We start from the raw sequence: 26,102 nt of genomic DNA on the forward strand, positions 1-26,102 counted from the left end.
GCGAGCGTCCACCGCACACTCGTCCCGTCCGGAGGTTCGCCATGCCCAGTCGCCTGTCACTGATCGCCGCCCTGCTGTTGCCCCTGGCCGTCCAGGCCGAACCCGCTGATACCCGCGCCCTGCTCGCCGACAGCCTGGCCGACAGCCAGGCCCAGGTGGAGGCAGCCGAGCAAGCCATGCGCCGATCCGAAAACAAGGCGGTGCAGCTCTATGCCAAGCGCGTACTCACCGAACAGCAGGAGTTCGACCACCAGTTACGCGCCCTGGCCGGGGAAAAGGCCTTGGCGCTGCCCTCGCCGCGCCAGACCGAACGGCAGGCCGCCGCTCCCGGCGGCTTCGACGAGCGCGGTTTCCTCGACGCGCAGATTCGCCAGCAGGACCGTCTGGTTGCACGCTTCGAGGGAATCGCCCGGGACTCCGCCGATCCTGACCTGCGCCGCTTCGCCGACGAATGGCTGGCGCGCTTCTACCACCACCGCGAACTGGCCGACCAGTTGCGTAGCGGCCGCGCCGACTGAGCGCCGCGACCGCCTTGCTCAGTGCCGCGCGAGGACCTGCCGGGCGCTCTGGCGAATCACCCCCCAGCGCTTGGGATCGTCCTGCAGCATGGCGCCAAGCAGGTGCTTGGCCTGCTCGAAACTGATGTGCGGCGGCAGCGGCGGCACGTTCGGGTCGGTGACCACCTCCAGCAGCACCGGGCGGTCGGCGGCGAAGGCCTCGGCCCAGGCGGCGTCGATGTCCTCCGGGCGATCCACGCGGATGCCCTTGAAGCCGAGCATGTCCGCATAACGCGCGTAGGGGAAATCGATCACTTCCTGCGCCGGGCTGAACTCCGGGTCGCCGGCCAGGGCACGCTGCTCCCAGGTCACCTGGTTGAGATCGCCGTTGTTCAGCACCAGCACGATGAAGGTCGGCGAGTCCCAGCGCTGCCAGTACTGCTGCACGGTGACCAGTTCGGCGTTGCCGTTCATCTGCATGGCGCCGTCGCCGACCATCGCCACCACCGGCCGCTGCGGATAGGCGAGCTTGGCGGCGATGGCGTAGGGCACGCCGCTGCCCATGGTCGCCAGCTTGCCCGACAGCGAGCCGAGCATGCCCGGGCGCATGCGGATGTCGCGGGCGTACCAGTTGGTATGCGAGCCGCTGTCGCCGCAGAGAATCGCATCGTCCGGCAGTTGCTCCGACAAGGAACGGAATACCCGCTGCGGGTTGATCGGGTCGGCGGGCTCTTCGGCCTGGCGCCGGGCTTCCTCGCGACTGGCCGTCACCGCCCGCTCGACCCGGCGGCGCCAGGCACCGTGCTTTTTCTGCTCGAGCAGCGGCAGCAGGCGCTCCAGGGTTTCCCCTGCATCGCCGAGCAAGGCCTGGTCGATCGGATAGCGGATACCGATGTTGCGCGGATACAGGTCGATCTGCACCGCCCGCGCCTGGCCGGCCTTGGGTAGGAACTCGCTGTAGGGGAAAGTGCTGCCGACGATCAGCAGGGTGTCGCAATGCTCCATCAGCATGCTGCTGGCGCGGGTGCCGAGCAGGCCGATGGAGCCGGTCACGTACGGCAGGTCGTCGGAAACCGCCGCCTTGCCCAGGAGCGCCTTGGCCACTCCGGCGGCCAGGCGCTCGGCGACCGCTTCCAGTTGCCGGTGCGCGCCCAGGGCCCCGGCACCGGCGAGGATCGCCACGCGCCGGCCGCGATTGAGGATCGCCGCGGCGGCCTCCAGGTCGGCGTCGCGCGCGTAGGGTCGCGGCTGGACGAAGCCCACCGCCGACATCACGTGGCCGTGCTCGTGGGGCTGGCGCTTCGGGGCCGCCATCTGTTGCACGTCGTTGGGCACGATCACCGTCGCCACCTGCCGCTCGCCGACCGCCACGCGCAGGGCTCGGTCCAGCACATGGAGCAGTTGTGCCGGGCTGACCACGGTCTCGACATAGGCGGAAACGTCCTTGAACAAGCTCTGCAGATCGACTTCCTGCTGGTAGTCGCTGCCCAACGCGGTAGCCGCCTGCTGGCCGACGATGGCCAGCACCGGCTGATGATCCATGCGCGCGTCGTAGAGCCCGTTCAGCAGGTGGATCGCGCCCGGCCCCGAGGTGGCCAGGCACACCCCGACCTCTCCGGTGAACTTGGCGTGGGCGCCGGCCATGAAGGCCGCCATCTCCTCGTGGCGCACGCGGATATAGTCGAATGCCTCGGCGCGCCGGCCCATGGCGCCCATGATCCCGTTGATGCCATCGCCGGGGTAGCCGAAGACGCGCTTCACCCCCCACTGGCTCAAGCGTTCGAGCAATTGATCGGCAACCGTGCTGGACATTCTCGCCTCCTGGTCGTGTCTGGGGTCGTACCAGTGAGGACTGGCGCCGCGGGCGAGGGTTCAAGGCAATCGAGCGGCGGTGCCGACGGCGAAATCGACTGAACTGTCGGCATCGTCGACCGGCCCAAGGAACAGGGCCCGCATGGGCGCAATCGCCAGGAGGTGCCGCCATGACCCGCGCCATCAACGATCCCGGAAACGAAGACCCCGGCTCCCTGCTGGAAACCGATGCCGACGCCCTGCTCGGCGGTGCCGCCGTCCAGGCGCCGGAAGAGCGCTGCCGGCTCGCGTCCCAGGACTGCATCCGCGCGTGCGAGCGCTACCTGGCGCTCTGCACCGAGTCCAGCAGGGAACAACGCCAGCACGCCGGCGACTGCGCCGACCTCTGCCGCCTCGCCGCCCTGCTGCTGGAGCGCCGCAGCCCATGGGCGCCGGCCGCCTGCGAGCTGGCGGCGCGCTATGCCCTGGCATGCGCGGAGCGTTGCGATGGCGACGAGCCGCTGGAGCGCGAATGTGCGGGTGCCTGCCGGCGCTTCGTCGAAGCCTGTCGGCCGTTGTTGCCGGCCTGAGGCCCTCTGGCATTGCATGGAGCTGCCGGGCGTGGCGAGGGTGACCTGTGGCGTAGAATGGGAAACCGACGGCCATGTCGACGGTAGTCGCTCAACCCAGTACCAGTACCACCCTACGGGTGCGCGCTGATTTCTTCTCCATCTTGGAAACGCGCACCACCCCAACTTCTTCGGTATTCGCCACATGGGTTCCACCGCAAGGCTGCAGGTCGGTGTCTTTAATACTCACCAACCGAACCTGCCCGGCGCCCATCGGAGGTTGGACACTCATGGTGCGCACCAGATCTGGCCTAGCCCGCAGTGCATCGTCGCTCATGGTGTCGATCGAAACCGGATGTGCTGCCTCGACCATTGCCGCCAAGGCGCTATCAATGGCCTCGCGGGACAGCGGTTCACTCGTCACGAAGTCCAGGCGCGCATGCTCATCAGTGATGCTGCACCCATTGACCGGATAGGGCAGGACAGCACAGAGCATGTGCGCTGCGGTATGCAGTCGCATGTGCCGGTAACGACGCACCCAATCGATCTGCGCAAGAACCACCTCGCCAGGCTTCATTGCTCGGAGAACGGTTGCCTGGCCTTCAGCTGGGATATGCAGGATGGCATCCCTGCCAGCACCTGCTTCTGTCCCCTTGCGTGTATCGGCGATCCGGAGCCGCGTGCCATCAGCCAGCGTCAGCCAACCACTGTCTCCAGCCTGGCCACCCCCCTGGGGATAGAAAACGGTCTGGTCGAGCAGCAGGCCATCTTCAACGAGATCGGTGATTCTCGCCAAACACTCTTCCCGGTAGGAGTCCTGGAGAAAAAGGGAGGCGGTCTGCGTCATGATGCCTCCATTGGTTGAATTTGGGTCTGCGTGGCTGCCGGCTGTAGTTGCTGAACAATGTGGGGGCCTCGGATGACCTGTAGTTCAGAACGCAGGGTTACGACTGAACCGACAGGGATGTCGTCCTTGATGACACAATGCGGACCGACAAACACATCGTCGCCGATAGCGATGTCACCCAGTACACGCGTGAAGGCCCCGATTTGGACGCGGCTCCCTATGGTGGGGTGACGCTTACCGGCGGGATTAGCCGATATGCCAGTTGCCCCCAATACCACACCTCCGAGGATGTAACAGTCATCACCGATTACCGCTGTCTCGCCAATGACCGTGCCATGCCCATGGTCCAGGATGAATCGACTGCCAATCTTGCATCTTGGGTGGATTTCCGCGCCCGACAGGAGCTTTCCACGAGAGGAGACCAGGAGCGCGGTAGCCTCCAACGCTCTCTCAGGATCGCCTTCAGATGTGCTTCGCAGACACAGCATGTGGGAAAGCCGGTAGTGCAGCACTGCCTTGAACGAGCTGTATCCAAACGCAATGTCGGATGTCCGTCCCTGTGCGGCTGGATCCTTGCTGGCGAATGCCTGCAGGTCTTCCTCGCACCAACGTCTGGCTTCTTCGAACATCGAATGAGCGACTATCCGCTCCACCAGTTGGGGTGAGCAGCACTCCATCAATGCCGCGCGCATCAGATTACCTACCAGTTTGTCCATCGCATGCGACCTCATTTCGACCATGCAAGCGTTATCGCCGTGCTCTGCTCTACAACTTCATCGAAAAGCGTCCATGTATGACTCGACGCCATCGTAGATCATCGTCAGTACACGAGCGCCTGACGGCATGGCAGATGCCATGTTCAGCACCGCGACCAGGTTGGCTGCGGAGGACAACCCCATGCTCACAGAGTCGTTTTGCAGGACTTCCCGGATCATCGACAAGCAGGCAGATTTCGACACCCCGACCATGCCAGTAACAATGCCGAGGTTGCAGACTTCCGGCACGATACCAATGGAAAGTCCCTGAATCTCATGCGATGCGTGCCTATCGTCGAGCAAGTCGCACTGCTCTGGCTGCACGCCATAGATGGCCATATCCGGCCAGTGGTTCCTCAGCACCTCTCCAACACCCGTGATATGTCCACCAGTTCCAATGCCAGCGAAGAAGAAGTCCGGGGGTGGCTGGCCTGCAAAGTCCCTCAGGATTTCCAGGGCTGTAGCTTCGCGATGGGCTTGCGGGTTGGCTGGATTGCGCTGCTGATTGAGCATGACGAACTCCGGATGTTCCAGCAGTATCTGGATTGCCAGCTCGCCATGCGAGTTGTTCCCTTTTCTGCTATCCGACAGCACGACGTGAGCGCCATACAGCTCGAGCAATTGTCTCTTGTCAGGGCTGTAGTTGTCGGGAACCACCAGGGTCACGCGGTACCCCAGGATGTTCCCCGCCATTGCCAGTCCAATCCCCGTATTTCCCCCGCTCGGCTCGAGAATGGTCTGCCCTTTCCCGCGCACCAGGATTCCTTTGCGTTCGGCATCCAGAATCATCCAGAGCGCGATACGCGCCTTATGACTTCCTCCTGGATTGAAGGATTCCAGCTTGGTGAATACGCTCACCCCCAGGCGAGCAGACAATTTGCTCAGCCGTATCACCGGCGTCCCGCCAATTAAATCGAGTAGCGAATCGTAGATCATGCTTTCCCTGCCTATGGTTCAGTACATCGGCATGTGCTGCTCTATCTCTTTCGCCCATCGCTTCATGCCGCCATCGAGCACTTGGACGTTGGAGAACCCTGCCCCCATGAGCTGTATGGCCGCGCGTTCGGCACGAGTGCCGGCGTAGCACACGAGGATGTAGCGCTTACTGAAGTCGAGATTGGCGAAATGGCTGGCGAGTTCGTTCAAGGGAACGTGGACGATCCCCGGCAACTGGCACACTTCGAGCTCGCCCGCGTCGCGTACATCCAGAAGGGCATAGTTTTCGCTGTTGGATTTCATCAACTGCAACAGGCAGCCGGGATCGATATAGCGATCGTCGTCGAGTCGTTGCGACGGTGCCGCGCTTGCCTGGCAGAGCAATCCCTCCCTCCAGTGGCGGGGATTCTCTGCAGCGGTTTTGCCGCAGGCCGGACAATCGTCGCGCCGATTGAACTTCACTTCATTGAAGTGCATGAGCAGCGCGTCGAATCGAAGAAGTCTGCCTGATAGGGACTTGCCCAGGCCGACGAGGGCCTTCACCGCCTCGGTTGCCTGCAGCAGGCCAATCACTCCAGGCAGCACACCAATAACTCCCCCTGCGTTACAGCTTGGAGCCATCTCAGGCGGGGGATTGTTCGGGAAGAGACATTGGTAGCAGGGGCCTCCCTCCAGATTGAAGACGCTGACCTGACCTTCGAACCGATAGATCGCGCCAAAGACGAGTGGTTTTCCGAGCTTGGCGCAAACCGCGTTGACCAAGTAACGTGTGGCGAAGTTGTCGGTGCCATCCAATACCAGGTCATAGCTCTGAATCAGTGACTGCGCATTGTCCGCGTCGATGGCGTAACGGTGGGTTACGACTTCAATGTAGGGGTTCAGGTCCTGCATCCGGCGCTGGGCGGACTCAACCTTCGGCATACCGAGCGTGCTATAGCCATGGACGACCTGGCGCTGGAGATTGCTCGACTCCACCACGTCAAAGTCAACCAGCCCGATGGTGCCCACTCCTGCTGCGGCCAGATAAAGGCAAGCGGGCGAACCCAGGCCGCCCGTTCCGATTATCAGCACCCTGGCCTGCTTCAGGCGCTGCTGGCCTTCCCTGCCAACGCCTGGCAACGTGATGTGGCGAACGTAGCGTTGAACTTCTTCGTCGCTCAACGCTTCAACGCCAGAACCGCCAGATGTCGCGAGCATGACTTCGACTTCATCTCCATCGGAAAGCTCGCCATCCAGATTGACTAGCGAACCTTTGTGGGTCAGCAGGAAGTGTTCTTTCAATTGACCGTTTTCGTAATACAGGTGCCCGAGTAATGAAGGATGTTTCCTGGCAAGGCCTGCCAGCAGCTCGCCAACCGTCAAGCCCGCTCCCTCCAGGCGCCCGCCTTCCAGTTGGGCGGCCCGTACCAGTACTTCCGGAAAAATTACCGTCTTCACTTTTCAGCTCCTTGCCAGATGTCTACTCGTCCTGGCTCGATGGCCCGAACTCTCGTGTGCATTCAAAGCGTCCGTTGCGCCAGGCAAACAGTTTTGCGCCGCGAACGTTGCCGGCGGCCACATCAACAACCAGGTAGTCGACCGGCAGCATTGGCTCCCCGGCATACAATGCCTTGTCGATATCCTCCCGGCTGAAGTAGGCACCGACGTCCGGGTGGGAGTGGTAGATGACGGATACCGGGCTGCACGTCTTGAAGCTGCTGTTGAGGAATACGGTATCCGTCACGGAAAACGTGTACCCGTTGGCGGCCGTGCGTGGGTACCTCCGGGGGTCAGCCATGTGCAGTTCATCCTGGATGTTCGTACCCTCTTTCACTTTTGCATCGGCGAGAACGAATCCGCAGCATTCCCTTGGATAGGTCCTGCAGGCGTGTCTGTAGATCACGCTCAATGCATGCTCGGTCAACACGTTCGTATTCATGTCACCTCCTGCCGAGCAGCTTCTCGATGGGAAGCTTGGTGATGGCAAATCCAGCCAATAGGAGCACGGTGAAGCCAATCAACTCGCGAGAGATGGCAACCCCTTCGTACCAGGCGCCGATGATCACGGCGAACACCGGGAAAATGATGAAGACGAACGACAGCACAACGGGACTCAAACGCTTGAGCAGGAAGAAGTACACGATGAATCCCCCGACTGATGCCACCAGACCGAGATAGATCAGGGCAGCCCAAGAACGGCTTGTGACGGCAGACAGGTTCGGGTGTTCCATCACGAGTCCGGCCATGAACAGCCCCAAGCCGGCGATGCCAATGGGCAGCGTATTGAAGGTGATCACGCCGATGTCAGCACCTTGCCTTTTGGTGATGACGTAGCTGAGTGCGTGCATGATCGCCGCGAGCAGGATGGCAAGTACGCCTAACAACTCCGTGTAGTCCAGATGCAGCCCTTGAGACCTGATGATCATGAACAGGCTGCCGAAGCCAATCGCAATACCAAGGATCTGCGACAGGTAGATGCGCTCGCGCAGGAAGATCGCGGAGAAGATCAGGATGAACACGGGCATGCTGCTGAACAGCAGCGCGGTAAGACCTGAAGCGACGTATTGCTCGCCATAGTTCAGCAGGTAGTAGGGCACGCTGAAGTAGCCGAGCGTCACGAAGACGAAGAAGGCCAGGAGTCGCCGCGGGAAAAAGATCGTCTCGTGGCGCAGCCGCGCAAAGAGCAGGAAAAGCGGAAATGCGATCAGAAAGCGCAATCCGGCGGCAGTTAGCGGCGGCACGCTCTCCACGGCGATCTTGATGCCGAGCCAGGTAGTCCCCCAGCTGATACACACCACTAGAAATAGAACAGCGGTCACCAGGCTGGCCACACGTACCTGCCGCCTGTTGATAGTCAGAGCTTGAATTGACATAAGTTGCACGTCTTTCCCCCATGTTATTCTTTGATTGACGCCCTTTATTGCTTATCAAACCTCTTTATTTGAGGTTAATTCGGAGAAAATATGCCGGTCAAAGCAAATATTGACACCGATTCAATTTTCAGATCCTTCCTACCAGAAGGGCCCGGCCTGAAGTACAAACGGCTGGCCCAGGGCATCGAAGAATCTATTCGCAATGGGGTTCTCCGGCAGGGAGTCAAGCTGCCGCCACATCGCATCCTCGCGGACAAGCTCGGTGTGACCGCGGGCACGGTGAGCCGGGCCTATGGTGAGCTGGAGCGCATGGGGCTGGTTGAGGCTCGGGTCGGCGACGGTACGTTCGTCCGCAACCGCGGTCGAGAACGTGCTCGGGAGGCGGGCTTTCGCAATTTCGTAGACAGCACCGAGATGTGCAACGACATGAGCCGGAATATGCATATTCCGGGCAATGAGACCGAACTGCTTTCCCGCAGCCTTCAGCAATTGAGTGCGGCCCCTGAGCTCCTGCAGGAGTTAATGCTCTACACACCCGACACAGGACTGCTCCGACACCGGCAAGCGGGAGCAACATGGCTGTCTCACGGTGAGTTTCAAGCGGAGCACCAGCAGATTCTGTGCGTCAATGGCAGCCAACACGGTCTGCTCGTCGTGCTTATGGCCATGCTGCGCGCCGGCGACATCCTGGTAACGGAGCAGCTCTCCTATCCTGGGCTGATCAGTGCCGCGCAACTGTTGGGCATCAAGGTGCTCGGCTTGGAAATGGATGAAGAGGGGCTACTGCCCGACGCCCTCGAAGAGGCCTGCCGCACGAACAGGATCACCGCCCTGTACTGCACACCCACCATCCAGAACCCGACCACTGCAGTGATGTCAGGCGCCAGGCGGAAGGAAATCGCGAAGATCTGCCGCGAGCACGGCTTGATCGTCATCGAGGACGAAACCCATGCTGTATTGATGGCCGAACGCCCCACCCCTCTCTGCCATCTGCTGCCTGAGCGGGGCATCCTCATCGGTGGCATGAGCAAGGCGGTCGCTGCAGGATTGCGGGTTGGATACGTTCATGCTCCTGCATCCATGGTAAGTCGCATGGCAGCAGCGCTTCGCAATTCGTGCTGGATGGCGACACCACTGGTTCTCGAGATTGCGAGCCGATGGGTCGAGGACGGTACTGCAAGCGCACTGCTCGAATACCAGAGAGGGGAAATCGCGCGTCGCCAAGCGCTGGTTGTGGACCTGCTGCAGGGCCTGACCTATCGCAGCCATCTATGCTGTCCGCATTTCTGGGTAGAAGTGCCAGCCCCCTGGCGCGCCATCGAAATAGAGCAAGGCATGCGCGGACAGCAGCATCTTGTCACCACCGCAGAGGCCTTTAGTACGGGCCGCGGTACGCTTCCCCAGGCCATTCGAATCAGCGTCAGCAATTCCCCAGGAGGGGGGAATACGTTATCTGACGGCTTCGCAGTCCTGGCAGCGCTCCTACGCGAAGGCCCCCAAGAGATGCTGACGATGCGTGCTTGATACGGGAGGCAACGGTCCCACCCGAGGAGGACTCTTGGGCTCAACGGTAGCGATAAGCACCGGCGCCTGACTAAGGCATACCTATGGTCCGAGATCTACCATGGATTTCACTCGCCTGGGACGGCGAAACAAGAAGTCGAGGCAGCCACGAAAAGCAGCTAGACCATCCAGCGTGAAACCCACCCAAGCTTTAATCCGTTCTATCCATCCTGCGCAGAGCCTAACCCCGCGACAACCACGCCATCACCGCTCGGTTCACCCACGGCGGAGACAACTGCCCAGCCCAGTACAGCGCCGTGAACAACCCGCCCACCGGCCGGTGTACCCGCCGGCTGTGCGCGTGCCGCCAGGCCGCCTCGGCGATATCCTCGGCGTCCAGTCTCAGCCCCAGGCGACGCAACACCGGCGGCTGGTAGGCCTGCCCGGCGACCATCGGCGTGCGAACGAACGGCGGCATCAGGTCGGCCACACGAATACCGTGGCGGCGCCATTCCAGCTCCAGCGCCTCGGTAAGCCCGCGCACGGCGAACTTCGAGGCCGAGTAGACGGCCATCTCCGGTACGCCATACAGCCCCGATGCCGAGCCCATGTTGAGCACCTGCGCCTGCGGCGTCGCGCGCAGGAACGGAAAGGCCGCGTGACAGCAGTTGAGGACGCCATGCAGGTTGATCGCCAGCAACCGCGCGTGGTCCTCCAGGGCGACCTCTTCGAAGCGGCCGAAACGCAGGACGCCGGCGCAGTTGAATAGCAGGCGCAGGCGGCCATCGGCACAGAACTGCGCAAGCGCCTCGCCGACCGCGTCGGGCTCGCTGACGTCCACGGCGCGGTGCCAGGCGCCCGGCAGTTGCACGGCCAAGCCGCGCAACGCCTCGGCATCGATGTCCAGCAAACCGACCCGCCAGCCCCGGCGGTGGAACAGACGCGCGCTGGCGGCGCCGATTCCGGAAGCGGCACCAGTGATCAGGATGTTCTGCACCTGTCGCCCTCCGCGCTGCATTCGACGACGAACGCGGCCGCCTCGTCCAACGCCCGGTCGGCGCTGGCCAACACGCCGGCATGAGCCTGGAACACGTGCCAGCAACCGGCGTAGCGCTGCAATCGCACCGCGACGCCCTGCTCACCGGCCCGTTGCGCCAGGCGCAGGCTGTCGTCGCGCAGCAGTTCGTCCTCGCCGACCTGTACCAGCAGCGGCGGCAGCCCCGCCAGGTCGGCATGCAGCGGCGACAGGGCGGCCGAGCCTGGCTCCGCGTCGGCCGGCAGCAGCAGGCGCACCGCGCTTTCCAGCCAGGCCCGCGACAGCAGCGGGTCGCCGGCCGCCGGCGTGTGCAGGCGCTGGCAGCCGAGGTCGGTCCAGGGCGAGAACAGCAGCAACCCGGCCGGCAACGGCAAGCCGCGCGCCTTCAGCTCCAGGGCCAGGGACAGCGCCAGGTGGCCGCCCGCGGAGTCGCCGGCGAGCAGCAGCCGGCGCGGCGAATGGCCGGCCTCCAGCAATGCCAGGTAGACCGCCAGGGCGTCGTCGCGGGCGGCGGGGAACGGATGTTCCGGGGCGCGCCGGTAGTCCACCGCGCAGACCTCGGCGGCGCAACGCCGGGCCAGGTGCGTGGTGATCGCCCGGTGGGTCGCCGGCGAGCCGATCAGGTAGGCGCCGCCGTGCAGGTAGAGCACCCGGCGCCGCGCCTCCACCCCGCGCGGCCGCAACCACTCGCAGGGCACGCCGGCGAGGCTGCGGCGCTCGCGGACGACGCCGCCGGCGCCCAGCGTCGCCAGGCTCAGCCCGCGCAACACGCCGCGTTGCAGCGCCACTGGCATGGGCGGACGGACCAGCCCGCGGAACAACAGGCGCAGGCAGCCGCGCAGGAGACCGGCGCGCAGGCGTTGCGGCGGCGACATCAGGGGCGCTTCAGCGGGCCAGGTCATAGTCGGCAAGCTCCGGCCGGCGCGTACGCCAGCGATAGACGAAGGTGTAGCCCGGCCAGTTGTTGGTGTTCTTGCCGGCGGCAGTCTTGTACCAGCTGTCGCAGCCACGCTCCCAGACGGTATGGCGCAACCCCTGTTGCACCTCCAGGTTGAAGCGCCGCTGGACCTCGGGCTTCACGTCGAGGTAGCGCAAGCCCTGCGCCTGGAGCTGGCGCAGGCAGCCGAGCACGTAGGGGAACTGGCTTTCCAGCATGTAGACGATGGAGTTGTGGCCGAGGTTGGTGTTCGGCCCGTAAAGGATGAACAGGTTGGGGAAGCCGCTGACGCTGATGCCCTTGTAGGCTTCCGCGCCATCCGCCCAGGCCTGCCGCAGGTCGCGTCCGTCGAGGCCGAGGATGCGCATCGGGGCGAGGAACTCGGTGGCGGCGAAGCCGGTACCGAAGATGATCGCGTCGACCTCGTGCCGGCGGCCGTCACGGCCGACCACGGCGTCTTCGGTGACTTCGCGAATGCCCGTGTCGACCAGTTCGACATTGCTCCTGGCCAGCGCCGGGTAATAGTCGTTGCTGATCAGGATGCGCTTGCAACCCAGCGGGTAGTCGGGAACCAGCCGCGCGCGCAGTTGCGGATCGGCGATCTGCCGGTGCAGGTGACGATGGAAGCTCAGCCGCATCACCTTCATCAGCGCCGGGAAGGTCGCGAAGGCGAGCATCCGCGATTCGTGGTGCAGGTACTTGAGCCCCCGATCCAGGCGTTGCAGCCACGGCCAGCGCGCCTTCAGGCGGCGTTCCCAGTCGGCGTAGGTGCGGTCCGGCTTGGCGATCACGTAAGGCGCGCTGCGCTGGAACAGCGACAGGCGTTGCACCTGCGGGGCGATCCGCGGGACGAACTGGATGGCGCTGGCTCCGGTGCCGATCACCGCGACCCGCTTGCCGGCCAGCTCGACCTCGGCGTCCCAGTTCGCCGAGTGGAACGCCGGACCCTGGAAGCGCTCCAGGCCGGGCAGGCGCGGCAGCAGCGGCCGGCTCAACTGGCCGGTGGCGCAGACCAGGGCCCGTGCGCGCAGCGTCTGGCCATCGGCGCAGCGCACCTGCCATTCGCCGCTGCCGGCGTCGAAACGGGCCTCCTCCACCTCGCAGTGGAAACGGATCTTCTCGCGCAGACGGTACTTGTCCGCGCAATGCCGCAGGTAGTCGAGGATTTCCGCCTGCGGGGCGAACTTGCGCGACCAGTCGGCCTTCGGCTCGAAGGAAAACGAATAGAGATGCGAGGGGACGTCGCAGGCGGCGCCCGGGTAGCGGTTTTCCCGCCAGCAACCGCCGACATCGGCGGCCTTTTCCAGGACCAGATAATCGTCGATGCCTGCCTGTCGCAGGCGGATCGCCAAGCCGAGACCGGCGAAGCCGGCGCCGACCACCAGCACCCGCAAGGGGGCTTCAGGGCGGGACTCGTTGTGCATTGTTGTGCTCCCGTTTGTTGCTTGCCACGCCGTCCGGCGCGATTCCGCCCAGCGGCGGATGGCAGCATCCTAGTTCGCCGGGGCGACTGGCGTTATGGCCGGGCCGGACATAAAGTTGTGATTTTCGGTCAACCTCGGACGCCACCATGCCCACTCCGCCCTGGTCTCCCCGCCGCAGCGCCATCAGCGCGCACCTGCTGATCCAGTTCGGCATCGACCGCGGCCTCGGCCTGGAGCAGTGCCTGGCAGGTAGCGGCCTGGATATCCGCCTGCTCGGCGATCCCTCCGGGGAAATCGACGCGGCCCAGGAACTGAGCGTAGTGCGCAACCTGGTCCGGCACCTGGGCGACGCCTGCGCGCCGGGCCTGGCGGCAGGCCTGCGCTATCACCTCAACGCCTACGGCATCTGGGGCTTCGCCCTGCTCAGCAGCCCGACCTTCCTCAGCGCCGCGCAACTGGGCCTGCGCTACCTCGACCTGACCTTCGCCTTCCATGGCATCCGCCTGGAGGTACACGACGATGAAGCGCACCTGGTGCTCGACGACGCCGGCATTCCCGAGGACCTGCGGATTTTCCTCCTCGAACGCGACGCCGGTGGCGTGCTGCGCATCCAGCGCGACCTCACCGGGCAGCGCCTGCCGATCCTCCGCGCCGGCTTCCGCCGCCCACCGCCCGCCGATCCCGCGCCCTACGTGCGCGAGCTGGGCCTGTGCCCGGCGTTCGGCCAGGCGGACAACCGGGTGGTCTTCGAACGGCGCTTCCTCGACCTCCCGCTGCCCGGCGCCAATCCAGAGGTGGCGCGCGCCTGCGAGGAGCAGTGCCGCGCCCTGCTCGCCCGCCGCCAGGTGCGCGGCGGTCTGGCCGGACGCATCCGCGACCGCTTGCTGAGGACGCCCGGCCACTTGCCGGACATGCAGACCCTGGCCATGGAACTGCACCTCACCGTGCGTACCCTGCGTCGCCGCCTGGACGACGAGGGCAGCAGCTACCGCCTGTTGCTCGACGAGGTGCGCCAGGCCCTCGCCGAAGAGCTGCTGGCCACCGGCGCGATTCGCCTGGAGGAGATCGCCGAGCGCCTCGGCTACGGCGAGGTGTCCAACTTCATCCATGCCTTCAGGCGCTGGAAAGGCATGACGCCGCGCCAGTATCGCCAGCGGCGACGACTCGACGCGATGTCCTGAGCCGCTCCGGGCTTATTCCTCGAAGGCAAGACACCAGCGCTCGATGTTCGTTTCGCCGCCGCCTGCCAGCGGCTAGATTGGCCGTTCACGCGCGGCATCCGGCGGCGCGGCAGCGGAGGCATCTCCGCTGGCAACGGGAGAACGACACATGGGTTGCCAGCAACACGCATGGCCGGCGCACGCGCCGGAGCAGGTCGAGGCCGAGGTCAACTATATCCGCGACAACGGCCAACGGCCGGTCGCCTACACCTATCCGGCCCCCGCCGGGACGCCGCAGCGCAGCGCGCTGTTGCAGCCGACCCGGGTGGCGATCCGCAATGCGCGTCTGCTGGCGCAACCGGCCAGCCTGGAGCGCGAGGGTTTCCAACTGGTGCGCGAGGCGAGCGCGGTGGGCGATTTCGAGGATGAAGCCCAGGTTCGTGAACGCTACTACCCGGAAAGCATCGCCCTGCTCCGCCGCCTGACCGGCGCCGCCGAGGCGGTGATCTTCGACCACACGCTGCGCGTCGACCAGGCCGGGCGCGAAGAACGCGGCCTGCGCGAACCGGTGCGCTACGTGCACAACGACCAGACCCTGCGCTCGGCGCCGCGCCGGGTCCGCGACCACCTGCCGGCGGAACGCGCCGAACGGCGCCTGGCCGGACGCCTCCAGATCGTCAACCTGTGGCGTCCGTTCGGCCACCCGGCGCAGCGCGCGCCGCTGGCATTGCTGGACGCCCGCAGCCTGGCGTTCGACGACCTGGTGGCCAGTGACCTGGTGTACCGCGACAAGGTGGGCGAAACCTACTCGGTCAAGCCCAACCCGGAGCACCGCTGGTACTACTACCCGCACCTGCTGCCGGAGGAAGCGCTGCTGCTGAAGATCTACGATTCGCGGGAGGACGCGCAGGCCCGCCTCGGCGCGCACACCGCCTTCGACGATCCCTGCACCCCGGCCGATGCGCCGCCGCGGCAGAGTATCGAACTGCGTTGCCTGCTGTTCTTCGACGAATGAGTCAGGCGGGGCGCAGGCTGATCCAGTAGTCGCTGTAGCGCAGCACGCGGATCGGCAGGCTGCGTCCGAGCATGTCCAGGGACGTGTGCATGTCGTCCAGCGGGAACAGACCGCTGACGCGGTTGCCGGCGATCTCCGCGTCGAGCTGGAGGATGCCTGGCAGATAGGGCCGGAAGGCCTCCGCGACCCAGGCCAGGGAGCGGTCGTGGACCTCCAGCCAGCCGCTGGCCCAGGCATCCTCTCCGGCCTGCATCGGGCCCTGTTCGAGCAGGCCGCCGGCATCGAACAGCAGGCTACGTCGTGCCGCCACCGCCAGCTGGCGTCCCTCACCGGTGGTCAGCCGCGCGCTGCCGCGCAGGGTCACCAGGCGGATCGCCCCGCGCTCCTCGGCCAGCAGCAGGCTGCCGCTGGCGCAGTCCACCCGTCCGGCGGCGCAGTCGAGGGCGAAGGCGCCGCGCGGGTCCTCCTTCACTTCCAGGCGCATCGCGCCGCGCCGCAGCTCCAGGCGTCGCTGGGCGCCGTCGAGCAGCGGTCGCGCCTTGCTCCGCGCGTTCAGGCGCAGGCGGCTGCCGTCGGCCAGCAACCAGTCGCGGCGCTCGCCGGTGCCGGTCGCCAGTTCGCCGGGCAGACCCATGCCGGCCTGGACCCAGCGCTCCAGGCCGGCGCCGCCGGCGAGCAGGACGAACAGCCCGAGGGCGCCGCCGACGAAGCGCCGGCGGCTCGACGGCTGCTCCAGGGCGCGCAGCACGGTAGCGCTCGGCTGGCCGCGCCAGGGCGAGTCCTGTAGCGGCGCGAGGCTGCCAAGCAGTTGCCGGAACACCTCGGCATGCTCGCTCGACAGCGCCTTCCAGCGTTCCAGGGCATCGCCCTCGGCGGCGCTGAAGTCGCCGGATTGCAGGCGCACCATCCATTCGATGGCCTCCTCGACGATGCGTTGCCGTTCCGGCTTCTCGCTCATTCCTGGAATCCCCGGTAGCAGCAGTGCAAGGCATCCTTCATCAACTGGTGGATGCGCCCCAGGGACAATCCGAGGCGTTCGCCGATCTGCACGTAGGTCAGGCCTTCCAGCTGGCTCATCAGGAACACTGCCCTGGCCTGCCCGGACAGGCCGTCGAGCAGGCGGTCGATGGCTTGCAGGCTCTCGATCAGCATCCACTGCTCGTGAGGCGACGGCTGCACCGCCTCCGGAGCCTCGGCGAGGATCTGCAGGTAGGCGCGCTCCAGGTCCTTGCGCCGCCAGCTCTCGTACATCAGGCGTTGCGCGATGGTCGCGAGGAACGCCCGCGGCGAGCGGATCGACGCCGGGTCGGGGAGCATCCAGACCTGCAGGAAGGCCTCGGCGGCGAGGTCTTCGGCGCTGTGGCTACAGCCGGTCTGGTAGGACAGCTTCTTGCACAGCCAGTCGTAGTTCTGCTGGAACAACTGGGCGATCAGGGTGTTCTTGATGGAGCCTTGGCTATCCATGGTAAGCGTTCGCTGCTGGCAGGCCACGCCACGGATAGCGGTAGTGAGCCTGGAGGTTGAGGAACGGCGCCCGGGGCTGTTCCCGTGGCGCGCGGTAGGGAATCAATCGAGGCGCTCCCGGCAGTCCGCCGTGCCCGCCGGCCGCTGCGCGGACAGCCAGCCGCAGGCGGCGGCGCCGAGGATCAGCGCGGCACCCCACCAGGGGAGCGCGCGCACCGCCACCTGGTCCACCAGGATCGCGCCGATGAAGGCGCCCAGGGCCACGCCGAGCTGGATCGCGCTGGTGTTGAGGCTGATCTGGATCGCCGCGGTGTCCGGGCTGAGTTCCACCAGGTATTTCTGGATCGCCGGCCCCGGCGCCATGTTGAACACGCACCAGAACACCACCGCGCCCAGCAGCAGCGGCAGGCCGCCGGTGGCGAACGGCAGCAGGACCAGGGCCAGTGCGTGCAGGAGCAGGAAGGCGACGAAGGTGGCCGGCCCCGGCCAGCGGTCGGCGGCGCGTCCGCCGAGCAGCGCGCCGAGGATGCCGCCGCCCCCGTAGACCAGCAGGACCAGGCTGATGGTCGGTTTGTCGAGGGCCATGCTGCCGACCAGGAACGGCACGATGTAGGTGTAGACGGTGAACTGGCCGGTCATCTGCAACAGCGATGCCAGGTGGGCGAACGGCACCCGGCCCCGGGCCAGCGCCCGCAGTTGCTCCGCCGGGGCGATGCCGGGCGCGCCGGGGATGGCCGGCAGCAGGCGCAGGAGCAGCGGCAGGCCGAGCAACGCGACCCCGGCGAGCAGCAGGAACAGGCTACGCCAGCCCCAGAACTCGCCGATCAGGGTGCCCAGCGGTACGCCCAGCACCAGCGAGGCGACGATGCCGGCGAACACCAGACCGATCGCCCGGCCGCGCCGTTCCGGCGCGACAATGGCCACCGCCAGGGTGATCGCCACCACCACGATGACCGAGGCGCTGGCCGCCACCAGCAGCCGGCTCGCCAGCAACAGGGCGAAGCTCGGCGCGGCGGCGCTGGCCAGGTTGGCGCCGATGAACGCCAGCAGCGCGCCGGCCAGCAGGCGGCGGCGCTCGATACCGGCGCTGAGGTAGACCAGCAGCGGGCCGAGCAGCGCATAGACCAGCGCGTACAGGCTCATCAGCAACCCGGCCCGGCCCTGGCTGACGGCGAAACTGGCGGCCAGTTCGTCGAGCACCCCGGCCACCACCAGTTCCACCGTGCCGACCACGAAGGCCAGTCCGGCCAGCAGCCAGACGCCGACCTCCGCCCTGCTCCGTTCAGTCTCGCCCATGGCTGCGTGCCTCCCCGTCGATGGCGTAGCGATAGCGCCCGAGCATGACCAGCAGCCCTGCCGCCACGCCGAACGCGCCGAGCAGGACCAGCGTCGAGCCCGCGTAGGAGCCCGCGTAGGAGCCCGCGCGGTCGTAGAAGTAACCCAGCAGCCAGGACCCCAGGCTGATGGCGATGGCGAAGGTGAAGGGCTGGATCGAGCCATAGATCACGCTGAAATGGCGCAGGCCGAAGTAGCGGCTGACGAAGTACTGGGTGGTGCCGGTCTCGCCGCCGGCGCCCAGGCCGATCAGGAACACCGCGCCCCAGAGCAGCGCCGGCGGTCCGCCAAGGAGCAGGAGCAGCAGCCCGAGCGCCGCCAGCAGGGCGAACGGCAAGGCGATGCGCGGGGTGTCGTAGCGGTCCAGCAGGTAGCCCAGCGCTGGTTGCGAAACGATCATGCCGACCCACAGCGCCGCCAGCACGTCGGTGGCGACTTCCCGCGACAGGCCGCGCTCCTGCAACAGCGGCACGCCATGCACCATCACGCCAGTGACGGCGAACACGCCGAGGATCAGGTTGCCGACGATCAGCCAGAAGTCCGCCGAGCGCCAGGCCTGGCCTGGCGTCGCTCCGGGCAGCGCGTCGGCTGGCGGGCGCAGCGCCTGCGGCAGGTCGCCGGGTCGCTCGCGGAACAACGCGTAGAGCAGCGGCAGCGCCAGGAGGCCTTCGAGCAGGCCATAGACGAGGAAGGTGGCGCGCCAGCCGAAGGCGTCGATGCAGGCGCTGCCCAGGTACAGCGCCAGCGGCCCGCCGACGCCGAAGCCGAGTCCGAGGATGCCGTAGGCCGCGCCGCGACGACGCTCGAACCAGCCGCCGAGAATCCGCGCATAGGGAATGTTGCCCGGCGTCAGCAGGCCGAGCAGCGCGAACAGCAGGTATAGCTGCCAGCCGCTGCGCGCCAGCGCCAGGCTGGCCAGGCACAGGGCCAGCGCGGCGGTCAGCGGCAGGACCAGGGCGCGCGCGCCCCAGCGATCCACCAGCCAGCCCTTCAGCGGGCTGCTCAGGGCTACCGCCAGGCCCAGCAGGGTCACCGGCAGCGCCGACTGGCCGCGGTCCCAGTCCAGGTCGGCGGCGATCGGCTCGATGAACAGCGAGAAGCTGCTGATCACCAGCCCGGTGGGGCCGAAGATCACCCCCACTACCGAGGCCAGCAGCACCCCACAACTGGCCACGCCGAACTCGCCGACGCCAGGCGCCGGCGCGACGTCCTCCATGGCCTCGCGGGCGACGCCGCTCATGCGTCGCGCCTCAGGCGCTCGATCAGTTGGCGGCGCAAGCGGATGTCCTCGGCGTTCTCGGTGGTGGCCTCGAGCTGGACGATCTCGATGCCGGCGCGATGAAAGGCCAGGATCTGTTCCGCCACCTCGCCGACGCTGCCCACCAGCACCCCGGCGAAGCTGCGCTGCACGGTATTCGCCACCCATTCGCGCAAGGCCTCCGGCTCCAGCCGGGCGAGCCGGTCGCGCTCGCCGTCGCGGGCGACCTGCGGCGATGCCGCCAGTTCGTCGAGGGGCCGTGCCAGAAGCAGTTCGAAAGCGGCCTGGCGGTAGTGCTCGGCGATGTCCAGGGCCGCCGCCGGACTGTCGCCGAGGATCACCTGGAAGTGCTTCCAGAACTTCAGCCGCCGTCCCTGCTCCGCCGCCTCCTCGTTCAGCCTGCGCTTGAGCTCCGCGGTCTGCGTGGGGCTGGCGAAGTGGCCGGCGTAGACGTCGGCGAAGCGCACCGCCAGGCGTTGTGCCTGCGCCGAGGAGCCGCCAACGGATAGCGGCGGGCGCGGCCGCTGGATCGGCAGGAAGCCGCTGCCGGCGTCCTCCAGCCGGTAGAACTCGCCGTGGTAGTCGAAGGGTTCGCGGCTTTCCAGGGCGAGGGTGAAGACCTCCAGGTACTCCACGGCGCGCCGGTAGCGTTCGTCCTTGTCGGCGAAGTCGCCGTCGCGGCGCACGTCGGCGTCGCTGGAGCCGATCACCAGGTGTACGCCGGCGCGCCCGTTGGACAGGCCGTCGAGAGTGGCCAGGGCGCGCGCGGCAACGGTCGGCTGGGCGCTCCCCGGTCGGTGCGCGACGGTGGCGCGCAGGCGCGGCGCCGCGGCCAAAGCCCAGCCGGCGACCAGCCAGGGGTCGGGCCAGGCAGCGGAAACGGTGAACAGCGCGCCGTCGAGGCCGTCCGCCTCTTCCAGGCGGGCCTTCTGCTGGATGTCGAAGGCGCTCACCGCGCGACTGCGGGTGTCCGGCAGGAAACGCGCGGCCTGGCGGGCGAAGGCACTGTCGCCGATGACTGCGGAGGCGCGCACGCCGCCGCGCAGTTCGATGCTCATGGTTCGTCCTCCTTAGAAGGTGTAGGCCGCGCCGAGGTAGTAGAAGGCGCCGTTGAAGCTGATCTGCGAGGCATAGGTGTCGTACTGGTTGAAGCCGAGGTAGGCGCTCTCGGCCGGCAGCTTGTCGGGCTTCACGTCGAACAGATTGTTGGCCCCGGCGCTCAGGGTCAGGTTGCGGCTCGCCGCATAGCGCAGGGCAACGTCGGTGATGTACTTGGGCGAGTTCTCGAAGCGGTTGAAGACCGTGGTCGAATAGGCATGCTCGCCGGTGTAGTAGTCCAGTTCGGAAACCGTCTTGCTGTAGCGCGTTTCGCGCAGGGTCAGGCCCCAGCGCCGGTAGCTCCAGTCGGCCTGCAGGCTGACCTGGCTGCGCGGCGTGGAGCTGGTGATCCAGGCCTGCTGCTGGTCGTTGAGCAGCGGCTGGCCGTTGCGCCCGCGATGATTCCTGACCAGCTTCGTGCGATTGACGTTGGCGCCCAGGCGCCAGTCGATCCGGCCCCACTCGCCGAGCCGGGTCAGGTAGCTGGCGGTGAGGTCGAGGCCGTGGGTACGGGTGTCGGCGCCGTTGGTCATGTAGTGGGTGCTGACCTGGGTCAGTCCGGCCGGGATGCTGATCCCGCCGGCGCGCAGCGCATCGATCGCCGGCTGTCCGGAATAGGTGGCACCGTCGACGATGCGGTCGCGGATCTCGATGCGATAGGCGTCGATGGCCAGGTTCAGGTCCGGCAAGGGATCGAGCACCAGGCCGAGGTTGTAGCTGATCGATTTTTCCGGCTCCAGGTCTTCGGCGCCGAGCAGCCTGGCCGCCGGCGAGTTGACCGCCAGCAGGCCGCTGGCGATGGTCGGCGAGACGCCCAGGCTGGTGTAGTTCTCCTGGGCCAGCGACGGCGCGCGGAAGCCGCTGCTGAGACTGGCCCGCGCCGATACCTCGGGGCTGAAGCGGTAGCGGCTGGCGAGCTTGCCGTTGGTGGTGCTGCCGAAGTCGCTGTAGTGCTCGTAGCGCGCCGCCGTCTCCAGTTGCCAACCCTCGCCGAGGGCGGTGGACAGGTCGAGATAGGCGCCGAGCACGTCGCGGCTCCACTGTCCGGCGCTGGCCGGCGCCTGCCCGGGGAGCGCCTTGGAACCGCCGTTGTAGTAGGACCAGGGATCGCCGGCCTCGACCTCGTAGAGTTCGCGGCGTTGCTCCAGGCCCCAGGAGAAATTCAGCGGCGCCGGCAGCCAGGCGAGGTCGAAGTCGCGGCGCAGGTCGAGATTGTTGGTCCACTGGGTGGCCTTGTAGCGCGCCAGGTCGAAGGAGCGCGGCGAATCGCCGGTCTCGCCGTAGAGGGCGAGGTTGATCGAATGGTCCATGCCGATCTCCGGGCGGTCGGCGCCGTAGGTCGAGCTGAGGTCCCAGTCCCAAGCGCCGAACAGCTCGCCGCCACGGGCGCCGAGGGTCAGCGAATAGTCGTCCTCGTCGCTGGTGATGCGCGGGGTGAAGCCGTTCGGATAGAGTCGCGGCGCCAGGGACGGCAACTGGTAGATCTGCGCCGAGGACACCGAGCGATGGGTATAGGTGGCGAAGCTGTACAGCTCGACGTTGTCGTCCAGCGCCACGCCGGCGTTGTAGGCCAGCGCCTGGCGGTGCAGCGAAGGGTCGCCGATGGACGGGTTGCCGTAGTGCCCGGTACGCTGGTCGATGCCGGCGCGGATGGTCCGCGCCTGTTCGCGGAACTGCGCGCTGAGGTTGAGGAACCCGCTCTCGCCGAAACGCAGGCCGCCATTCACCCCGCCGTTTTGGGTCAAGCCGTCGCCATCGCCGTAGCGACCGTTGTCGTAGGCGAGCCGGCCGCCGTGGTCGGCCGACTTGAGGATGACGTTGATCACCCCGGCGATGGCGTCCGAGCCGTACTGCGCCGAGGCGCCGTCGCGCAGCACCTCGATGCGCTCGATGGCGGCGAGCGGGATGGTATCCAGGTCGACCCCGGTGGAGCCGCTCTGCAGCCCGCCGCTGACATTGATGTTGGCGGTCTCGTGACGGCGCTTGCCGTTCACCAGCACCAGCACGTGGTTGGGACTCAGGCCGCGCAGCGACTGCGCGTTGGTCAGCGCCGAAGCGTTGTAGGCCTGGGCCTGGCGCGACAGCGAGGGCAGCAGGCGCACCAGGGCGTCGCGCAGGTCGCCGCTACCACTGTCGCGCAATTGCTCGGCGCTGACCACATCGATCGGTGCCAGGCTCTCGCCGGCCTTGACATCGGCCTTGCGGGTGCCGGTGACCACCACCGTGGCCAGGGTCCCGGCGGGCTTCGCCGCCGGCAGCGCGGCATCCGGCGCCGTGGCGCGTTGCAGGCTGAGCACGCCGGCGGCGCTGCGGCTGTATTCCAGGCCGCTGCCCTGCAAGGCCCGCTGCAGCGCCTGCTCGACGCTGTAGGAGCCCTGGATCGCCGGTGCCGGCAGGCCCTCCACCAGGTGCTGGTCGAAGGCGATCGGGGTGCGACTCTGGCGGACGATGCTCAGCAGTACCTGGGCCAGTTCGCCGGCCGGGATGTCGAAGCGCTGGATCTCGGCGCTGCTGGTGGCGCGGACCTCCTCTGCCGCCGACTCGCCGGGCTGGCCAAGGCAGGCCAGGCCGACCGCGCAGAGCACGGGGACAAGTCGAAGACGTGGCGAACGCGGGTTGGACATGGTCGGTTCATCCTTGATCGGTTGCGGATGCCACCGAGTGCAATTGCCCGTACCGATTTTCAGCCGCGCGGCAGACCGATTGCGCATAAGGTTATGCCTCGCCCTCCCGAGCCCGGCAGCGCCAGACACTGACCGGGATTTCGCTGACCTGTCCGTCGGCCTGCATGCGCCGCTCGGCGATCCGCCCGAGGCGGACGAAGAATTCCTCCAGGCGCGTCGCCGGCACCAGCGGTGCGAAATAGGTGCCGAAGGTGGCGGCGTGGAAACGCTGGTATTCGGCGGAGTCGGCGACACGCAGGACCGCCGGGCGGGAGACGATGGAGTCGACCCGGAAGTGTCGTTCGACGCGTTCGCGCAACGCCTCCCGGCCACGGGTGCGGGTGCCCATCGGCAGCAGCCCGGCTTCCGCGTAGAGCGCCGCCACCCGTTCCGGCGCAGCCAGGCCCATCTCGACCAGGGCCTGGGCGACCAGGTCGTCCTCGCCGCCGAGGCCATCCTCGGCGAACGGATGGTGCGAGGTGAACAGGAATACCCCCTGCGCCTCGAGGTGCCGCGCGACCCACCGGAACAGCCGCTCTTCATCGGGATACAGCCAGTGCAGCACGGCGGTCATGCTGATCAGCTCGAAGCGTTCCGCCAGCGGCGGCAGGTCGAGCAGGTCGCCCTCCAGCAGACGCGCCTCGACGCCAGCCCCGCGCAACTGCGCGCGCGCCTGCTCCAGGCGTAGCGGCGAACGCTCGATGCCCCACAACCGTTGCAGGCCGGGCCAGCGCCGGGCGCCGCCGAGCAGCAGCGAGCCGATGCCGCAGCCGAGATCGAGCAGGCTGCGCGGCTCGATGCCGGCGCGGTCGAGCACCCAGTCCTGGTCGCGACGTTGCAGCAGTTCGCTGGAATCCTGGTAGCCGTCCAGGCTGCGCGCCTGTTCAATGATCGCGTTCATGTACGCCTGCTCCTTGGTTGAGGCTGTCCGCCGTGATGGTCCATACGCAGCCGTGGCCTTGCGGCTCTTCGTAGAGCCGCCAGTCGGCGCGGCAATCGCTGGCGGCGACGAACGCCGACAGCAGCTTGGTGCAATAGGTGCAGGCCGACTCCAGGGTGATCGGCACGCCTCGGGCGCGGGCGCGCTCGCGGTAGTCCCAGATCGCGCAGTGACGGTTGTGGAATACCGCGCGCCCGTCAGCCTCGGCCTGCACCTCGAAACGCGAACCGTAGAGCGCGGCCTGGCGTGCCAGACGGTCGGCGGCGCTGGCCGGATCGCCCCGCCCCGCCGGTTCCAGCGCGCGATAGATCCGCGCGGTGGCGCGCGCCCAGTCGTCGAGCCGGTAATCCGCCGGGCGCGCGACGATGAACTGTTCGATCAGCGCCTGGGCGCGGAAGAACACCGCCTGCCAGGCTTCGGCGCGCAGGTCGTCGGTCGCCGGCAGATCGGCGAATATCCGCGCGCTGGTCGCCACCCAGTCCCCCAGGTCTTCACGCCGATGGCGCTCGGCGACGTAGGCGGACATCGCCGCGTGCACCTCGAACACCCGCTGTCGCCAGAGCGTCGCCTGCGCCGCCGGATCGCGTTCGACGGCGCTCATCGGAGCGCCTCCCGGTGGCTGGCGAGAAACCCCAGCAGGTGCTCCAGCACGGCGTCCGGCGCGTCCTCGGGAAGCATGTGGCTGGCGCCGATGGCGGCGCCCTCGACCTGCCCGGCCCAGGTCTTCCAGATTTCCAGCGGATGCTGCCCGGCGGCGTAGGGGCGCTCCTGCCAGAGCACCTGGACCGGGCATTGCAGGCGCCGGCCGGCGTCGCGATCGGCCTGGTCGGCGTCGGCATCGACGCCCACCGCGGCCCGGTAGTCCTCGCACATCGCATGGCGCACGGCGGGGTCGCGGAACGCCCGGCGGTAACTTTCCAGCGCCTGCGGGTGGTAGATGTCGCGGCCCTGGGCCATGCGTCGCAGGGTGTAGTCGAGGAAGTGCTCCGGATCGGCGCCGATCAGGCGCTCCGGCAGGTCGTACGGCTGGGCGAGGAGGAACCAGTGGTAGGCGTTGAGGGCGAAGGCCTTGTTCACCGCGGCCCAGTTGTCGAGGATCGGCACCACGGTCAGCGAGACGAAGGCCGCGACCGCTTGCGGATGGTCCAGCGCCAGGCGATAGCCGACCCGCGCGCCGCGGTCGTGGCCGATCACCGCGAAGCGTTCGAAGCCTAGCTGGCCCATCGTTTCCAGTTGGTCGCGGGCCAGCGCGGCCTTGGAATAGTCGGCGCCCTCCTCGTCCAGCGCCCGCGATTCGCCATAGCCGCGCAGGTCGGCGAGGACCACGCTGTAGTCCTCGGCCAGGCGCGGAGCGATGCGATGCCAGGCCAGGTGGGTCTGCGGATAGCCATGCAACAGCAGCAGCGGCGGGCCGCTGCCCTTCACGGCGACGCGGAGGCGCGCGGCGGAGGTGTGCAGGGTCAGGTAGTCGAAGCCGGGCAGCAACGGATCGGTATTCATGGGCGGCGCCTCACAGGATGATGCTGATGCGCCGCTGGGCGCTGATGGTCTCGTGGTCCAGGCGGATCTCCCGCGAGACGATGCGCAAGCCCCCGGGGCCGTCGCGCAGGACATGACTGGCTTCGCCGACGAAGCTCCAGGCCTCGCGGTTGCGGAACTGATGGACGACGAAGTTGCTGCGGCTGCTGACCAGTTCGCCCTCGACCCGCTTCAGCCGCACGTTGCCCACCAGGCGGCGGGTGCGCGAGCGCGGCTGCTCCATCCAGGTATGCCCGCCGAGGATGCTGTCGACCCGCTCGCGCAGGCGCACGTGGTCGTCGTCGATGATGTACAGGCTGTCCTCCGGCGCCTGGCCGGCCAGTTGCTCCTGCAAGGGCAGCACCCGGTAGCGTGCGGCGCGCTCGAACAGCGCGAACCAGGTATCCAGCAGGCGGTCGTCGAGCAGCTCGGCTTCGGCGACGAGGAAATCGCTGACCCGCGCCAGCAGGTCGCTGTCGGGACGGGACAAGGCAAGGCTCATGA

General features: G+C 67.0%; 25 protein-coding genes. 5 read left to right on the plus strand and 20 right to left on the minus strand.

What is annotated here, in order from left to right:
• Positions 1-41: 41 nt before the first annotated feature.
• Complete coding sequence (locus tag AC1RB9_RS14940; RefSeq protein ID WP_003106158.1) at positions 42-518, plus strand: DUF4142 domain-containing protein; 477 nt, start codon at positions 42-44, stop codon at positions 516-518.
• Between the two features lie 18 nt (positions 519-536).
• Here the strand turns inward: AC1RB9_RS14940 and AC1RB9_RS14945 are convergent, their stop codons facing one another.
• Positions 537-2,309: a thiamine pyrophosphate-requiring protein gene (locus tag AC1RB9_RS14945; RefSeq protein ID WP_003088823.1), complete on the minus strand. Its 1,773-nt coding sequence runs from the start codon at positions 2,307-2,309 to the stop codon at positions 537-539.
• A gap of 170 nt (positions 2,310-2,479) precedes the next feature.
• Here AC1RB9_RS14945 and AC1RB9_RS14950 point away from each other — a divergent pair, with 170 nt between their 5' ends.
• Positions 2,480-2,878, plus strand: coding sequence for a four-helix bundle copper-binding protein (locus AC1RB9_RS14950; RefSeq protein ID WP_003106156.1), 399 nt, complete (start codon positions 2,480-2,482; stop codon positions 2,876-2,878).
• Between the two features lie 91 nt (positions 2,879-2,969).
• Here AC1RB9_RS14950 and AC1RB9_RS14955 read toward each other — a convergent pair whose 3' ends face one another.
• From AC1RB9_RS14955 to AC1RB9_RS14980, 6 genes are all read right to left on the minus strand, one after another.
• Positions 2,970-3,704 carry an alanyl-tRNA editing protein gene (locus AC1RB9_RS14955; protein WP_003450502.1) on the minus strand — a complete coding sequence of 245 codons (735 nt, stop codon included), beginning with the start codon at positions 3,702-3,704 and terminating at the stop codon, positions 2,970-2,972.
• Positions 3,701-4,396 (minus strand): serine O-acetyltransferase, encoded by a 696-nt coding sequence (locus AC1RB9_RS14960; RefSeq protein WP_003120270.1) that lies wholly within the window; start codon positions 4,394-4,396, stop codon positions 3,701-3,703. The genes AC1RB9_RS14955 and AC1RB9_RS14960 overlap by 4 nt, the downstream gene beginning before the upstream one ends.
• An 81-nt stretch (positions 4,397-4,477) precedes the next feature.
• Positions 4,478-5,395 carry a PLP-dependent cysteine synthase family protein gene (locus AC1RB9_RS14965; RefSeq protein WP_003162945.1) on the minus strand — a complete coding sequence of 306 codons (918 nt, stop codon included), beginning with the start codon at positions 5,393-5,395 and terminating at the stop codon, positions 4,478-4,480.
• Between the two features lie 18 nt (positions 5,396-5,413).
• Complete coding sequence (gene moeB, locus AC1RB9_RS14970) at positions 5,414-6,832, minus strand: molybdopterin-synthase adenylyltransferase MoeB (protein WP_003106152.1); 1,419 nt, start codon at positions 6,830-6,832, stop codon at positions 5,414-5,416.
• 22 nt (positions 6,833-6,854) lie between these two features.
• Positions 6,855-7,313 carry a M67 family metallopeptidase gene (locus tag AC1RB9_RS14975; RefSeq protein WP_003106151.1) on the minus strand — a complete coding sequence of 153 codons (459 nt, stop codon included), beginning with the start codon at positions 7,311-7,313 and terminating at the stop codon, positions 6,855-6,857.
• Between the two features lies 1 nt (position 7,314).
• The gene (locus AC1RB9_RS14980; RefSeq protein WP_003120268.1) at positions 7,315-8,205 is read right to left on the minus strand and encodes a DMT family transporter; all 891 of its coding nucleotides are present in this window, start codon (positions 8,203-8,205) and stop codon (positions 7,315-7,317) included.
• Between the two features lie 132 nt (positions 8,206-8,337).
• Here AC1RB9_RS14980 and mdrR2 point away from each other — a divergent pair, with 132 nt between their 5' ends.
• Positions 8,338-9,771: an efflux pump transcriptional regulator MdrR2 gene (gene mdrR2, locus AC1RB9_RS14985; protein ID WP_003162943.1), complete on the plus strand. Its 1,434-nt coding sequence runs from the start codon at positions 8,338-8,340 to the stop codon at positions 9,769-9,771.
• Between the two features lie 220 nt (positions 9,772-9,991).
• Here mdrR2 and AC1RB9_RS14990 read toward each other — a convergent pair whose 3' ends face one another.
• The 3 genes from AC1RB9_RS14990 to AC1RB9_RS15000 are packed head-to-tail and all read right to left on the minus strand — an operon-like array spanning position 9,992 to position 13,147.
• Positions 9,992-10,747, minus strand: a complete 756-nt coding sequence (locus AC1RB9_RS14990) for an SDR family oxidoreductase (protein WP_003162942.1) — start codon at positions 10,745-10,747, stop codon at positions 9,992-9,994.
• Positions 10,732-11,661: an alpha/beta hydrolase gene (locus AC1RB9_RS14995; protein ID WP_003142502.1), complete on the minus strand. Its 930-nt coding sequence runs from the start codon at positions 11,659-11,661 to the stop codon at positions 10,732-10,734. The genes AC1RB9_RS14990 and AC1RB9_RS14995 overlap by 16 nt, the downstream gene beginning before the upstream one ends.
• A gap of 10 nt (positions 11,662-11,671) precedes the next feature.
• Complete coding sequence (locus tag AC1RB9_RS15000; protein WP_003161548.1) at positions 11,672-13,147, minus strand: flavin-containing monooxygenase; 1,476 nt, start codon at positions 13,145-13,147, stop codon at positions 11,672-11,674.
• A 146-nt stretch (positions 13,148-13,293) separates the two neighbouring features.
• Between AC1RB9_RS15000 and AC1RB9_RS15005 the strand changes: the two genes are divergently transcribed.
• Together AC1RB9_RS15005 and AC1RB9_RS15010 are read left to right on the plus strand one after the other, a co-directional pair.
• Positions 13,294-14,328, plus strand: a complete 1,035-nt coding sequence (locus tag AC1RB9_RS15005; RefSeq protein WP_003118509.1) for an AraC family transcriptional regulator — start codon at positions 13,294-13,296, stop codon at positions 14,326-14,328.
• A 148-nt stretch (positions 14,329-14,476) separates the two neighbouring features.
• Complete coding sequence (locus tag AC1RB9_RS15010) at positions 14,477-15,322, plus strand: CmcJ/NvfI family oxidoreductase (RefSeq protein ID WP_003450499.1); 846 nt, start codon at positions 14,477-14,479, stop codon at positions 15,320-15,322.
• Position 15,323: 1 nt separating this feature from the next.
• Here the strand turns inward: AC1RB9_RS15010 and AC1RB9_RS15015 are convergent, their stop codons facing one another.
• The 10 genes from AC1RB9_RS15015 to AC1RB9_RS15060 all read right to left on the minus strand — a co-directional run bounded on the left by AC1RB9_RS15015 (position 15,324) and on the right by AC1RB9_RS15060 (position 26,100).
• Complete coding sequence (locus AC1RB9_RS15015; RefSeq protein ID WP_003118512.1) at positions 15,324-16,280, minus strand: FecR family protein; 957 nt, start codon at positions 16,278-16,280, stop codon at positions 15,324-15,326.
• Positions 16,277-16,786 (minus strand): sigma-70 family RNA polymerase sigma factor, encoded by a 510-nt coding sequence (locus AC1RB9_RS15020; protein WP_003107976.1) that lies wholly within the window; start codon positions 16,784-16,786, stop codon positions 16,277-16,279. The genes AC1RB9_RS15015 and AC1RB9_RS15020 overlap by 4 nt, the downstream gene beginning before the upstream one ends.
• Before the next feature lie 102 nt (positions 16,787-16,888).
• Positions 16,889-18,082, minus strand: coding sequence for an MFS transporter (locus AC1RB9_RS15025; RefSeq protein ID WP_003158692.1), 1,194 nt, complete (start codon positions 18,080-18,082; stop codon positions 16,889-16,891).
• Positions 18,069-19,361, minus strand: a complete 1,293-nt coding sequence (locus AC1RB9_RS15030; protein ID WP_003450496.1) for an MFS transporter — start codon at positions 19,359-19,361, stop codon at positions 18,069-18,071. The genes AC1RB9_RS15025 and AC1RB9_RS15030 overlap by 14 nt, the downstream gene beginning before the upstream one ends.
• A complete protein-coding gene (locus AC1RB9_RS15035) occupies positions 19,358-20,437 on the minus strand; it encodes an LLM class flavin-dependent oxidoreductase (RefSeq protein WP_003450494.1) in 1,080 nt (359 codons plus the stop codon). The genes AC1RB9_RS15030 and AC1RB9_RS15035 overlap by 4 nt, the downstream gene beginning before the upstream one ends.
• Positions 20,438-20,449: 12 nt before the next feature.
• Entirely contained in the window at positions 20,450-23,101 is a 2,652-nt protein-coding gene (locus tag AC1RB9_RS15040) for a TonB-dependent receptor (RefSeq protein ID WP_003450492.1), read from the minus strand.
• A gap of 91 nt (positions 23,102-23,192) precedes the next feature.
• Complete coding sequence (locus AC1RB9_RS15045) at positions 23,193-24,041, minus strand: class I SAM-dependent methyltransferase (RefSeq protein ID WP_003105335.1); 849 nt, start codon at positions 24,039-24,041, stop codon at positions 23,193-23,195.
• Positions 24,025-24,681, minus strand: coding sequence for a hypothetical protein (locus AC1RB9_RS15050; protein ID WP_003118518.1), 657 nt, complete (start codon positions 24,679-24,681; stop codon positions 24,025-24,027). Before AC1RB9_RS15050 ends, AC1RB9_RS15045 begins: the two co-directional genes overlap by 17 nt.
• Entirely contained in the window at positions 24,678-25,580 is a 903-nt protein-coding gene (locus AC1RB9_RS15055) for an alpha/beta fold hydrolase (RefSeq protein ID WP_003105331.1), read from the minus strand. The genes AC1RB9_RS15050 and AC1RB9_RS15055 overlap by 4 nt, the downstream gene beginning before the upstream one ends.
• Positions 25,581-25,590: 10 nt before the next feature.
• Positions 25,591-26,100, minus strand: coding sequence for an aromatic-ring-hydroxylating dioxygenase subunit beta (locus AC1RB9_RS15060; protein WP_003105327.1), 510 nt, complete (start codon positions 26,098-26,100; stop codon positions 25,591-25,593).
• Positions 26,101-26,102 lie beyond the last annotated feature (2 nt).

Source organism: Pseudomonas sp. 20-5, assembly GCF_056782835.1.

Coding starts and splice junctions, on each gene's coding strand:
- AC1RB9_RS14940 (WP_003106158.1), top strand. CDS start 42: ATGCCCAGTCGCCTGTCACTGATCGCCGCCCTGCTGTTGCCCCTGGCC.
- AC1RB9_RS14945 (WP_003088823.1), bottom strand. CDS start 2,309: ATGTCCAGCACGGTTGCCGATCAATTGCTCGAACGCTTGAGCCAGTGG.
- AC1RB9_RS14950 (WP_003106156.1), top strand. CDS start 2,480: ATGACCCGCGCCATCAACGATCCCGGAAACGAAGACCCCGGCTCCCTG.
- AC1RB9_RS14955 (WP_003450502.1), bottom strand. CDS start 3,704: ATGACGCAGACCGCCTCCCTTTTTCTCCAGGACTCCTACCGGGAAGAG.
- AC1RB9_RS14960 (WP_003120270.1), bottom strand. CDS start 4,396: ATGCGCGCGGCATTGATGGAGTGCTGCTCACCCCAACTGGTGGAGCGG.
- AC1RB9_RS14965 (WP_003162945.1), bottom strand. CDS start 5,395: ATGATCTACGATTCGCTACTCGATTTAATTGGCGGGACGCCGGTGATA.
- AC1RB9_RS14975 (WP_003106151.1), bottom strand. CDS start 7,313: ATGAATACGAACGTGTTGACCGAGCATGCATTGAGCGTGATCTACAGA.
- mdrR2 (WP_003162943.1), top strand. CDS start 8,338: ATGCCGGTCAAAGCAAATATTGACACCGATTCAATTTTCAGATCCTTC.
- AC1RB9_RS14995 (WP_003142502.1), bottom strand. CDS start 11,661: ATGTCGCCGCCGCAACGCCTGCGCGCCGGTCTCCTGCGCGGCTGCCTG.
- AC1RB9_RS15000 (WP_003161548.1), bottom strand. CDS start 13,147: ATGCACAACGAGTCCCGCCCTGAAGCCCCCTTGCGGGTGCTGGTGGTC.
- AC1RB9_RS15005 (WP_003118509.1), top strand. CDS start 13,294: ATGCCCACTCCGCCCTGGTCTCCCCGCCGCAGCGCCATCAGCGCGCAC.
- AC1RB9_RS15010 (WP_003450499.1), top strand. CDS start 14,477: ATGGGTTGCCAGCAACACGCATGGCCGGCGCACGCGCCGGAGCAGGTC.
- AC1RB9_RS15015 (WP_003118512.1), bottom strand. CDS start 16,280: ATGAGCGAGAAGCCGGAACGGCAACGCATCGTCGAGGAGGCCATCGAA.
- AC1RB9_RS15020 (WP_003107976.1), bottom strand. CDS start 16,786: ATGGATAGCCAAGGCTCCATCAAGAACACCCTGATCGCCCAGTTGTTC.
- AC1RB9_RS15025 (WP_003158692.1), bottom strand. CDS start 18,082: ATGGGCGAGACTGAACGGAGCAGGGCGGAGGTCGGCGTCTGGCTGCTG.
- AC1RB9_RS15030 (WP_003450496.1), bottom strand. CDS start 19,361: ATGAGCGGCGTCGCCCGCGAGGCCATGGAGGACGTCGCGCCGGCGCCT.
- AC1RB9_RS15035 (WP_003450494.1), bottom strand. CDS start 20,437: ATGAGCATCGAACTGCGCGGCGGCGTGCGCGCCTCCGCAGTCATCGGC.
- AC1RB9_RS15040 (WP_003450492.1), bottom strand. CDS start 23,101: ATGTCCAACCCGCGTTCGCCACGTCTTCGACTTGTCCCCGTGCTCTGC.
- AC1RB9_RS15045 (WP_003105335.1), bottom strand. CDS start 24,041: ATGAACGCGATCATTGAACAGGCGCGCAGCCTGGACGGCTACCAGGAT.
- AC1RB9_RS15050 (WP_003118518.1), bottom strand. CDS start 24,681: ATGAGCGCCGTCGAACGCGATCCGGCGGCGCAGGCGACGCTCTGGCGA.
- AC1RB9_RS15055 (WP_003105331.1), bottom strand. CDS start 25,580: ATGAATACCGATCCGTTGCTGCCCGGCTTCGACTACCTGACCCTGCAC.
- AC1RB9_RS15060 (WP_003105327.1), bottom strand. CDS start 26,100: ATGAGCCTTGCCTTGTCCCGTCCCGACAGCGACCTGCTGGCGCGGGTC.